The sequence below is a fragment of the Novosphingobium sp. ERN07 genome (assembly GCF_012641335.1).
Classification (GTDB): Bacteria; Pseudomonadota; Alphaproteobacteria; order Sphingomonadales; family Sphingomonadaceae; genus Novosphingobium.
Window position 1 is genome coordinate 344,267 of the sequence record NZ_JABAID010000003.1, and the last position, 12,010, is coordinate 356,276.

General features: G+C 62.0%; 8 protein-coding genes. 6 read left to right on the forward strand and 2 right to left on the reverse strand.

The window, feature by feature from the left end; translation table 11 throughout:
* Positions 1-168 precede the first annotated feature (168 nt).
* The 6 genes from HGI47_RS06980 to HGI47_RS07005 all read left to right on the forward strand — a co-directional run bounded on the left by HGI47_RS06980 (position 169) and on the right by HGI47_RS07005 (position 10,371).
* On the forward strand, positions 169-3,072 hold the full coding sequence (locus HGI47_RS06980; protein ID WP_240950037.1) for a TonB-dependent siderophore receptor: 2,904 nt from the start codon (positions 169-171) through the stop codon (positions 3,070-3,072).
* A gap of 43 nt (positions 3,073-3,115) precedes the next feature.
* Positions 3,116-4,699, forward strand: coding sequence for an amidohydrolase (locus HGI47_RS06985; protein WP_168852077.1), 1,584 nt, complete (start codon positions 3,116-3,118; stop codon positions 4,697-4,699).
* A 211-nt stretch (positions 4,700-4,910) separates the two neighbouring features.
* Complete coding sequence (locus HGI47_RS06990) at positions 4,911-7,124, forward strand: TonB-dependent receptor (RefSeq protein ID WP_168852078.1); 2,214 nt, start codon at positions 4,911-4,913, stop codon at positions 7,122-7,124.
* Positions 7,096-8,352, forward strand: a complete 1,257-nt coding sequence (locus HGI47_RS06995) for a cytochrome P450 (RefSeq protein ID WP_240950038.1) — start codon at positions 7,096-7,098, stop codon at positions 8,350-8,352. The genes HGI47_RS06990 and HGI47_RS06995 overlap by 29 nt, the downstream gene beginning before the upstream one ends.
* On the forward strand, positions 8,352-9,248 hold the full coding sequence (locus HGI47_RS07000) for an AraC family transcriptional regulator (RefSeq protein WP_168852080.1): 897 nt from the start codon (positions 8,352-8,354) through the stop codon (positions 9,246-9,248). Before HGI47_RS06995 ends, HGI47_RS07000 begins: the two co-directional genes overlap by 1 nt.
* Before the next feature lie 10 nt (positions 9,249-9,258).
* Positions 9,259-10,371 carry an NAD(P)-dependent alcohol dehydrogenase gene (locus tag HGI47_RS07005; protein ID WP_168852081.1) on the forward strand — a complete coding sequence of 371 codons (1,113 nt, stop codon included), beginning with the start codon at positions 9,259-9,261 and terminating at the stop codon, positions 10,369-10,371.
* Here the strand turns inward: HGI47_RS07005 and HGI47_RS07010 are convergent.
* Both HGI47_RS07010 and HGI47_RS07015 read right to left on the reverse strand, forming a co-directional pair.
* Complete coding sequence (locus HGI47_RS07010) at positions 10,361-11,224, reverse strand: tyrosine-protein phosphatase (protein WP_240950039.1); 864 nt, start codon at positions 11,222-11,224, stop codon at positions 10,361-10,363. The two genes, HGI47_RS07005 and HGI47_RS07010, sit on opposite strands and share 11 nt — an antisense overlap.
* Positions 11,225-11,226: 2 nt before the next feature.
* Positions 11,227-12,009 (reverse strand): SDR family NAD(P)-dependent oxidoreductase, encoded by a 783-nt coding sequence (locus HGI47_RS07015; RefSeq protein WP_168852083.1) that lies wholly within the window; start codon positions 12,007-12,009, stop codon positions 11,227-11,229.
* Position 12,010: the final 1 nt, after the last annotated feature.

The following is a 12,010-nucleotide window of genomic DNA, read 5'->3' on the forward strand; positions in this document are numbered from 1 at the left end:
TGCGATAAAAATCGCATGAATAAATAATGGCAAATGAAAGGAGCAGGTTTTTATTTAAAAATGGGGGCAGATATGCAGCATTCTTCAGGCAAACAGACGTTTCGCAACTTGGCCTTTTCAAGAATGCTGCTGTGCAGCGCATCACTGGCTTGCATTGCCCTGCCATCGATGGCCGCCGCGCAATCTACCGAGATGGCGCCGCAGCCGGTTGACGAGCCGCTGCTGGAAGACGCACCAGGCGACCAGATCACCGTTACCGGATCGCGCATCGTGCGCGATGGCTATGATGCGCCAACCCCGGTCAGCGTGGTCAGCACCAAGGAATTGAAATCCGAAGCACCGGCCAACATTTCCGATTTCGTCAACACGCTGCCCGCTGTGCGCGGATCGACCACCGCCGCCAGCACAAACGGTTCGCTTTCGAACGGGGCGGCAGGCGTGAACAGCGTGAACTTGCGCGCACTGGGGGCGGCGCGCACGCTGGTGCTATTCGATGGGCAACGCTCCGTCGCTTCGACCACGACCGGTTCGGTTGACGTGAATACGTTCCCGCAAGCGCTGATCCAGCGGGTGGAAGTGGTGACCGGCGGTGCATCGTCCGCCTATGGTTCGGACGCTGTGTCGGGCGTGGTGAACTTTATCCTCAACAAGGAATTCAAAGGCCTCGCTGCCGAATACGAATATGGCGTCACCACATATGGCGATGGCCCGAACCACAAGATTTCGGTTACCGCTGGCCAGGAATTTGCCGAAGGGCGCGGCCACATCATCGTATCGGGCGAACACTTCACACAAACGGGCATCCAGTCCATCGACCGCGACTGGAACGACAGCGGATTTTTCCTTGCCAACAACCCTGCCTACAACGCAGCAGGCTGCCGTGATACGCTGGCATCAACGCCCTGCGTCAATGAATTTCTAATAGCGTCAGGCATCGGCACCGGCCAGTTCACGCCGGGCGGCTTGATCAGCACCGGCCCTTTGCGCGGCACCTATTTCGGATCGATCAATCCGGCCACGGGCAAGGCGACCGTCAACCAGCTCGTGTTCGGCACCACCAGTGGACAGTGGATGGTCGGTGGCGATCTGGACATCACCACAGCAGGGCATCGCGGCAGTGCCACGTTGCTGCCTTCGGAAAAGCGCACGTCGGCCTTCGGGCGGCTCAGCTATGAATTCTCGCCCGCGTTCAATCTCTTCGGACAGTTCGCCTATAGCAAGTACAACGGGCAGAGCTTTTACCAGCAGACCCCGACCACCGGCGTGACGATCCAGCGCGACAACGCCTTTCTGCCGGATTCGGTGCGCGCAGCGATGGTGACGAACAATCTCACGTCGATCCAGATCGGCACCAGCAACATCTTCCTGCCGCCGCAGGGCAGCGACAACACGCGCGAAGTCTATCGCTATGTCGCGGGTGCCAATGGCGAATTCGGTGCGATGGGCGCCGAATGGAAGTGGGACGGCTATTACCAGCTTGGCAAGACCAAGACCAACGAACTGCTGACCAACGCATGGAACATCGCCCGCATGGCGGCGGCGACCGATGCCGTGGTGGCGCAGGCGGGGAACGTGGGCGGATATGCCGCAGGCACCATCGTGTGCCGCATCAACGTGGATACCAACACCGCCAACGATGACCGCGCCTGCGTTCCGCTCAACCGCATCGGCACCAATGGCGCTTCGCAAGCCGCCATCGATTATGTGCTGTACAATGGCCTGCAACCGCTGCGCAAACAGGAGCTGAAACAGGAAGTTGCCGCGCTGAGCTTTTCCACCAACAACCTGTTCGATCTGTGGGCAGGCCCGGTTTCGCTGGCGTTCGGCGGTGAATATCGCAAGGAATCGGTGACCGGATCGGTGGACGATCTGTTCCGCCCGCGTGTGGCCAATGGCGTGACGACGGGCACTTGGATCTATGGCAACTACCTGCCCACCGTCGGTTCCTATAACGTGAAGGAAGGGTTCATCGAAACCATTGTGCCGCTGATGGATGGCATGGACCTGAACGGCGCGGCGCGCGTGACCGATTATTCCACATCGGGCACCGTCGCCACGTGGAAGCTGGGCCTGACCTGGCAGATCAGCGATGATGTGAAGTTCCGCAGCACGGTTTCGCGCGATATCCGCGCGCCCAACCTTTCGGAACTGTTCGCGCCGGGAACGGGCCGCACCAACACGGTCAACGTGCCGCAGCCCAATGGCACCGTGGCGGCCAACCAGTTCAACGAATCCACCGTGGGCAATCCCGATCTGAAGCCCGAAGTCGCCAAGACTTACGGCGCGGGCTTTGTGCTGACGCCGCAGTTCATCCCCGGTTTTGCGATGTCGGTCGATTACTACAAGATCGACCTTTCGGGTTCGATCGACTCGCTGACCGCGCAGACGCTGACCGATCAGTGCTATCTCCAGCAGATCGCCAGTTCGTGTTCGTTCATCTCCACCACCGGCGGGCGCGGGGTGACCACGCCGGGGCTGGCGGTGACCAGCATCGAGATCAAGCCAACCAACTTCGTCAGCCTCGAAACCAGCGGGCTTGATCTGGAAGCCAGCTATCGCCGCCAGATCGGCGCGGGCAACTTTACCCTGCGCGCGCTTGCCAGCCATGCCATCGAACTGGTGACCAACAATGGGGTGACGCTGCAAACGGACGCGGCAGGGCAGAACACCGGCTCGCTTCCCAAGTGGACCTATCGCCTGACCGCAGCTTATGAATTCGATAGCGGGTTCAGCATTCAGGGCGTGGCGCGCGGCGTTTCGGGCGGGGTTTACAACAACAACTACATCGTCTGTTCGACCGACTGCCCGCTTTCCACTGCAGACCGGCGCACGGTGAACCTCAATTCCATCCCCGGCGCGTTCTACTTCGACATGAACGCCAGCTACACGTTCGAAGTGGCGGGCGTGAACACGCAGGCGTTCCTTTCGATCCGCAACCTCACCAACAAGGATCCGGTGCTGGTGGCCAACGGCCCGACCGGAAACAATACCCCCGCCTATCCGCAGACCAACCGTGCGCTTTACGATGTGCTGGGCCGGGTGTTCCGCATGGGCCTGCGCATCAAGATGTAAGGCAAACGACGTTGTAAGTTCCCCCTGGAAGCGAGATGTGATGATGAAGAAGGCGGCTCTTTCCACTCTGGCCCTGTTGCTGGCCAGCACCCCGTTGAGCGTCGAGGCAAAGGCCCCTGCCGCGCTGAAGACCGAAGCATCGGCCCTGATCGACGGCAATGCCAAGCTGGTGCAGGAAATGGTGGATTCGGTGTTCAGCTTTCAGGAGCCGGGCTTTCAGGAATTCCAGACCGCGGAATACCTGACCGGCATTCTGGCCAAGAACGGCTTTACCATCACCAAGGGCGTGGCGGGCATCCCATCGGCATGGACCGCGACGTGGAGCAACGGCGATGGGCCGGTGGTGGCGCTGGGGTCTGACGTGGACGGGCTGCTGGGCCTTTCGCAAGTGCCCGGCGTCCCGCAGATCAAGCCGCTGATCCCTGGCGCGCCAGGGCATGGCGAAGGGCACAATTCGGGGATGCCGCTGATCGTGGCCGCAGCCCTTGCCACCAAGGAAGTGATGACCAAGCACGGCATCAAGGGCAAGCTGATGCTGTGGCCGGGCGTGGCCGAAGAATTGCTGGCAACCAAGGCGTATTATGTGCGCGCAGGCCTGTTCAAGGACGTGGACGTTTCGATCTTCACCCACGTCGCGTCCAGCTTTGGCACCAGCTATGGCGATTCCGGCAACAACGGGATGGTTTCGGTCGAATACAACTTCAAGGGGATCACGTCCCACGCAGCGGGTGCGCCGTGGTCCGGGCGCAGCGCGCTGGACGGGGTGGAACTGATGAACGTGGCGTGGAACATGCGGCGCGAGCATCTGCCACTGACGCAGCGTTCGCACTATGTGATCACCAACGGTGGCGGCCAGCCCAATATCGTGCCGGGTGAAGCGACGGTGTGGTATTACTTCCGCGAACAGACCTTTGATTCCATCCGCAAGCTCTATGAAACCGGCAACGAGATTTCGGAAGCTGCAGCAAAGGCCACCGGCACCACCGTTTCGCGCCGCGTGCTGGGCTATGCCGCGCCAAACTATGGCAACAAGCCACTGGCCGAGGCGGCTTATGAAAACATCAAGCTGGTGGGGATGCCCAAGTGGTCTGCCGACGATCAGGCCTTTACCAAGGCGGTGCAGGAATCGCTGAAGTTCAAGATCGCCCCGCTGAAAACCGAAGTCGATCCGCTGTCATCGCCCGAGACGCGCGAGAAATCGATGGGCGGCGGGTCTGACGATATCGGTGATATCATGTGGACCGTGCCGACAATCACCATCCGGTTCCCGTCGAACATTCCCAGCATGATCGGCCACAACGTGACATCGGCCATCGCGATGGCGACTCCGGTTGCGCACAAGGGCGCGGTGGCAGGCGCAAAGGCTGTGGCGCTGACCGTGCTCGACGTGATGACCACGCCCAAGCTGGTGTCCGACGCCAAGACATACTTCAAGACGGTGCAGACCAAGGACCAGAGATACGATCCGGTGCTGACGCCGGAAGATCAGCCCGCGATCCATCTGAACAGGGATCTGATGGAACGCATCCGGCCTGAGTTGAAGAAATACAACTATGATCCGGCCAAGTACCCGACCTATCTGGACCAACTTGGGATCAAGTACCCGACGTTGAAGCCGACGTCGTGAGGGGGAACTACGTGTTCACGATAGCCTGAACCACCTGATCGTTGCCCCGGACTTGTTCCGGGGTGACGTTTCTGTGAGCAACGTCCAAAGCCCACCCCCAGCGCAAGAAATGTCAAATCTCGGAACAGCCCGGTCTAAAGCCTGCGCGCCGTTGCGCGGCTAGTCTTGGCCCAAGAGGCTTATAAAAGCCGGTTCTTGGGAGAGACATACAATGGCATCAAAGCCCTTCGCCTGTGCTTTTGCGCTGGCCCTTTCGTGCACCGTTTCACCGCTGGCATTGGCGCAGGACGCGCTGCCCGACGATGACGGCAATGCCGATATCGTGGTGACGGCGCAGCGGCGCGAACAATCGCTGCTGGACGTGCCATTGGCGGTAACCGCGCTGGGCGGAGACAGTCTGGCAGAGCGTGGGATCACCAATTCGGCGCAGCTGGGCGATGCGGTGCCGAACCTGCAGATCAACAGCCCTTATGGCAACACCCAGCCCAACTTCTCGTTGCGCGGGATCGGGGTGGCCAACGAATACAACAGCAATCAGGCATCGCCAGTGGGCGTCTATCTGGATGACGTTTACCTTGCGCCGCGCACCAGCCACGGCATGGGGCTGTTCGATCTTGACCGGATCGAAGTGCTGCGCGGGCCGCAGGGCACATTGTTTGGCCGCAATACCACGGGCGGCGCAGTGAACTTCATCACGAAGAAACCCGATCTTTCCGGCAGCAACGGCTATCTCCAGTTGGGCTATGCCAATTTCGATACTTTCACCGCGCAAGGTGCCGCCGAAACCACGCTGAGCGAGGACAAGCTGGGCCTGCGCGTGGCGGCGAACTATGCCAAGGGCGATGGCCAGATCCGCAATGTCTTTCCCGGCGGGCGCGATGCGGCATCGACCGATACGTTGCAGGGCCGCGTTGCGCTGCGCGCGAAGCCTGCCGAAACGCTGGACATAACGCTGCGCGCCTATGGCGGGCGGGACCGGGGTACGCAAGCGGCGGTGCATGGCCTTGGCGCATTCCGCACCGGGCTGGGCTTCTTCGAGATCAACGAAAACCGCGTTGGCGTGAACCGGACCGACGCCTGGGGCTTTTCCGCAAACGTGAGCCTAGAATTGAGCGATACCTTGAGCTTAACGTCCATCACCAGCTACGACGGGGGCAGCCAGAACCTGCAGCAGGCAGCAGACGGTGCGCCGCTGGATATCCTCGATATCAACTGGCGTTCGCAATACCGCCAGTTCAGTGAAGAACTGCGCGCCAATTATGACGGCAACGGCGTGAGCTTCGTCGGCGGGCTGTTCTATGGCTGGGACAGCAACATTACCGACAACACGTTCAACCTGCCGCTGCCGCCTGCGGGCGGGTTCTTCCAGCATTACCGGCAGGTGCGCAACAGCTATGCCGTGTTCGGGCAGGCGGATATCGATCTGGCCGACAAGTTGGTGCTGACGCTGGGCGCGCGCTATACGCATGATACGTCGCGCTATGGTGATGCCCATGCCAATCTGTTCATCGGTGCAGTGGGCGCAGCGCAGACGCCGATTGCCACGACGGTCCCTTGCGCGGGCGTGGCCGGAACCTGCGCCTATGATCCCACCGCGCGCTTTGCGCTGTCGGACAAGAACGATGCGCTGACCGGGCGCGTGGCGCTGAGCTATACCTTCGACAGCGGCACGCTGGTCTATGCCAGCTACAACCGTGGGTATCGCGCGGGCGCGGTCAACGGCGGTGGCTATACCTCGTCCGCCGGCATCGGCTACATCAAGCCTGAGCGGGTGAACGCTTATGAAGTGGGCATAAAGGGCAGGGCCGGGGGCCGGTTGCTGACGTATGCGGCATCGGCGTTCTATTACGATTACACCAACCAGCAATTGCAGGACACGCGAGCCGGGCCGGTGTCGTTCCTTGTCAACGCGCCGAAATCCGAAGTCTATGGGCTGGAACTGGAAACGACGCTGCGCTCGGTGGATGGGCTGCGTATCGACGCATCGCTGGGCCTGCTACATTCCAAGTACAAGCAGCTTACGCTGCAAGGCGCGAACCTTTCTGGCAACGATCTGCCCTTTGCCCCACGCATGACCGCGCAGTTCGGATTCGAATGGGACATGGCGGATGTGGGTGGCGGCACGCTGACTTTTGCGCCGAACATGGCCTATTCCAGCAGACAGTTCTTCTCCCCCTTCAACGAGGACAATGCGCCGGGCACCGGGCAGATCAACAGCGAATTGCAGCAGGGGGCCAATGCCCGCGTCAATGCGGCGCTAAGCTGGGCCAGCGATGCGATCACCGTGCGCGTTTTTGCCAACAACCTCTTCAATCGCAAACTCTATGGCTATGGCCTTGATCTGCGCGGGGCGGGGTTCCCTTACAACTTCCTCGTGCCCGCTGCACCGCGCACATATGGCGCCAGCATCCGTTACAGCTTCTGACATGGTGGCGGCATCGATGATCGATCTGAAGAACCCCGATCTTTATGTCGGCGCGATGCCCTATGCCGGGTTTGCGGCCATGCGCGCCGCAGGCCCGGTCCACTGGAACCCTGAGGTTGATGGCGCAGGGTTCTGGGCGGTGCTGGGCTATGACGAGATTATGGCCGTATCGCGCCAGCCCGATCTGTTTTCATCCGCTTATGAAAACGGCGGACACCGCATTTTCAACGAAAACGAGGTGGGGCTGACAGGCGCGGGGGAATCCGCCATTGGCATACCCTTCATCTCGCGCGATCCGCCCACACATACGCAATATCGCAAGTTCGTGATGCCCGCGCTTTCGCCCGCGCGGTTGCAGGGGATCGAGGAGCGGATTGCCGAGCGGGTGACGCGCCTATTCGCGCAGGTTCCGCTGGGTGAGGCGGTCGACATCCTGCCGCTGCTGACCGTGCCCCTGCCCCTGCTGACGCTGGCCGAATTGCTGGGCGTGCCTGCCGAGATGTGGCACGATCTGCACCGCTGGACCGACGCCTTCGTGGGCGAGGACGACCCCGACTTTCGCCAGTCACCCGAAGCGATGCAGGCGGTGCTGGGTGAGTTCATGGCCTTTGCCGCCGCCCTGTTCGAAGATCGCCGGGCCAATCCGGGGCCGGATATTGCATCCTTGCTGGCCAACGCGGAAATCCGGGGAGAGCCGGTGCCGCTGGGCGATTTCATCGGCAATCTGATCCTTGCGCTGGTGGGCGGGAACGAGACGACGCGCAATTCGATCAACCACTCCATCATCGCCTTCGCCGCAAACCCGGACCAATGGGACACCTTGCGCGCCGATCCGGCGCTGCTGCCTGGCGCGGTGAAGGAAATGGTGCGCCATGCCAGCCCGGTGATCCACATGCGCCGCACCGCGATGCGCGATACCGAGCTTGGCGGAAAAGCGATCCGCAAGGGTGACAAGGTGGTAGTGTTCTATCCCGCCGGAAACCGCGATCCTGCGGCGTTTGCCGATCCTGACCGGTTCGATATCACCCGGCCCGTGCGGCAGCATCTCGCCTTTGGTTCGGGCACGCACGTTTGCGTGGGGTCGCGCCTTGCTGAGATGCAATTGCGGCTGGCCTTTGCCGAAATGGCGCGTCATGTTCGGGCCTTCGAGATCGTGAGGGAGCCGCGCCGGGTGCGGTCGAACTTCATCAACGGTTTCAAGCGGCTGGAGGTAATACTGGTGCCGTGATGGGTGAGGCGAACTGGGACAACAAGGCAATCATCTGCGACGTTCTGGGCCGCTCCCCAGACGTTGAGATGGGGTCCATCGGTGATGGCTGGTCGCTATGCCGGTGGCGGCAATTCGTCGGCGCCTATACCCTGCCAGCCCTGCCGCAGCCGATCTTCACCGTGCACATCGCGGGCAAGCCGCAGGTAAAAACGTGGGACAACGGTAGCTGGACCGAAACAAGTTCCATCCCGGGCTGCGCCACCATCGTGCCTGCAGGAATGCCCACCGGCTGGCTGGTGGACGGCGAACTGGACGTGGTAACGCTGTCGATGTCGTCAGACGTGCTGGCAGGGCAGGCGCATACCGACCAGTTCAACCGGATGCGCTTTGCCTTTGCCGATCCACTGGGCGTGGCGCTGACCCGGCAGATACTGGCTGAACTCTATGCCCCGCAGGCCGAAGAGCGCACGGCCTATGTCTCGGCAATGGTCAACGCGCTGAAGGCGCACATCCTTTCCGGCCCGCCCGCACATGGCAATCCTCTCGATATTCCAGTGTCGGATTTCTCCGCCTATCGCCTGCACAAGATCATGAACGCTATTCTGGCCGATCCGGCGGGCGAACACAGCCTTGAAGCAATGGCGGGAGTAGCAGGGGTTACGCCTTCGCACTTCTGCCGCCTGTTCAAGAAGGCAATTGGCATCACGCCGCACCAATATGTCATGAAAGCCCGCCTCGACCGGGCGCAGCAGATGCTGGTACAAACCGACCTGAGCCTTGCCGCCCTTTCAGAAGCGGCGGGCTTTGCCAGCCAGAGCCATTTCAGCCGGGCGTTTCGCGGATGGTACGGCATGGCACCAAGCGATTTCCGCCATCAGGAGCGGCGCAATCAGGAACTGGGGCATCAGGGTTAGGGAGAGGATAATGACCGAGGCCGTTGCAGCCGTGGTGCGCGAACCCGGCGGGGCGTTTTCGCTTGAGACGATTGATGTGGACGCGCCCCGCGCGGGCGAAGTGCGCGTGCGCATTGCGGGCGTTGGCCTGTGTCACACCGACCTGATCTTTCGCGATCAGTTTGCGCCTTTTGCCCTGCCTGGCGTGCTGGGCCACGAAGGGGCTGGCGTGATCGAGGCGGTGGGCGAGGGCGTGGACGGCCTTGCCGTGGGTGACGAAGTGGTCGTAGGCTTTTCAAGCTGCGGGGCATGCCCGCGGTGCGATGAGCACCTGCCAAGCTATTGCCAGACCTTTGTGCCGCTGAACTACGCCGGGATGCGGCTTGAGGATGGATCGACCGCTTACGCCAAGGATGGCGAGCGGGTGACGTCGCACTTCTTTGGCCAGTCCTCGTTTTCCGCATTGACGATTACGCGCGCACGCAATGTTGTTAAGGTGGATACCTCGAAAGTGGCTCTGGAATTACTAGGGCCGTTGGGGTGCGGGTTCCAGACCGGGGCGGGCGGAGTGATCAATTCGCTGGCTTGCCCGGCGGGATCGAGCATCGCGGTGTTCGGCGGCGGGCCGGTGGGACTGGCCGCCGTGATGGGTGCGGTGATTCAGGGGTGTTCGACCATCGTGCTGGTTGAGCCCGTGGCCGCGCGGCGCGACATTGCGCTGGAACTGGGCGCAACGCATGTGATCGATCCGGGGGCGGTGGATAATCTGGCCGAAGCGCTGCGGGCGATCGTGCCTGCCGGGCTGGACTTCGCGTTCGACACTTCGGGCGTTGTGCCGGTGATCGAGGCCGGGCTTGCCGCGCTGGGCAGCCACGGCGCCATCGGTCTGGTCGGTGTTCCAGCCAAGCCGGAAGCGGCGATCAACGTCAACATCGCCGCGCTGATGACACCGGGCCACCGCATCATCGGCATTATCGAAGGCGACAGTGATCCGCAGGCCTTTGTCCCTGAACTGATCGCGCATCACGCAGCGGGCCGTTTCCCCTTCGACCGGCTGATCAAGACGTTTCCGCTGGCGCAAATCAACGAAGCGCTGGCCGCACAGGCCCGCGGCGAGTGCATCAAGGTGGTGCTTATTCCTTAGGCGGCGTGAGGAACTTGGCTTTCAATGCTTCGATCTCTGCCGGGGTGAGGCCAAGACCTTTCGTCGCATAAGCATCGAGCGAGCCGTAGACGCGCTCAACCGCGGCAAAGGCGGCGTTGATATAGGCGGGTTTGACGGTCAGTACCGGTTCGAGGAAAGCCGGGTTGATCGGGTGGCCCGATTTGGCGACCGCCGCCAGCGTTGCCGCGTTCTTGGCTTCGAGCCGGGCGTTGCTGAGCAGGTAGTCCTGCATCACGGTTTCACGCGGCACGCCAAGCAAGCCAAGGACGACCGCGCTGGCCCAACCGGTGCGGTCCTTTCCGGCGGTGCAGTGATAGATCACTGGCCCATCGGCGGCGATCATCGTGCGGATCAGTGTGGCATAGGCGCGGCGGGCGCTGGGCAGCGTCACGAATTCGCGGTTGGCGGCGATGAGCAGCGCCTCGCCCTGACCGCTGGCGATCTGCGCCATTGCCTGCCGCATGTCTCCGCCAAGGGATTCGGTGCTGTCTGCCGCCACATCGAGCACCAGATAGGCTGCCCCCGCAGGCACCCGATCAGGTTCGCGCGTGCGTTCGGTATCGGTGCGCAAGTCTGCTACGGCAGAGGGGCGCAGCGCCGCGATCCGGGCGAGATCGGCATCGCTGAGCAGGTTCATCTGGTCGGACCGGAAAGCGAGGCCGGGCTTTACCATGCGCCCATCAACCGTGCGGTATCCGCCGATATCGCGGAAGTTGGGCGCGGTGGGCAGGGCGAGCGCAGGCGCGCTGACGGCGGCAGACGGCTCTGCCACCATAGGCGCGCAGCATGCCAGCAGCGTTCCGAGCAGCAGGGCGCAGGCAAGGCGTTTCATGGTCATACCCTTTGCGATGAGATGTTCCCGCCATCCACCACCAGTTCGGCCCCGGTGATATAGCTGGCTTCTGCCGATAGCAGAAAGCGAATGGCGCGTGCGACTTCTTCCGGGCGGCCCAGACGTTCGAGCAGGATGCGCTTTTCGAACCAGCCATCGGGCAAATTGTCTATCGCCGGGCGCGTCATCGGGGTGACGATCTGGCCGGGCGATACCGAATTGATGCGAATCCCATCGCGCGCCAGACGATCTGCCAACGAGCGTACAAGCGACAGCAGCCCGCCCTTGCCAGCGGAATAGACCGGATTGATCGCGTTGCCCAAGGTGGCATTGATCGATGTGACCGCCACCACCGCCGAGCCTTGCTGCGCGGCCATATCGGCGCGCATTTCCTTCACCAGAAAGGCCAGCGCGCGCAGATGGATGGCGATGCCGCTGTCCCAGCTTTCGGGCGTCAGGCCATCAATCGAATCCGTATCTACTGTGCCCGCCGAATGAACGAGGCCGCCAGCGGGGCCAAGCGCGGTGCGCGTTGCCGCAAGCGCCGTGGGAATGGCCGAAAGATCGCGCAGGTCGATGGCGATGCCGCAAGCGCGCACGCCACGCTCAGCCTCAATTTGCTGCGCAGCATCGCGTGCAGCATTACCGTTGATATCCCACAACGCCACCGGTCGCTCCACGGCGGCGAGCGCCTGTGCGGTGGCAATGCCGATACCCGATGCCCCACCGGTTACGATCACCGGCGAGGACGGAGTGGAAAGCTGGGTCTGGAAAATGTCGGTCATG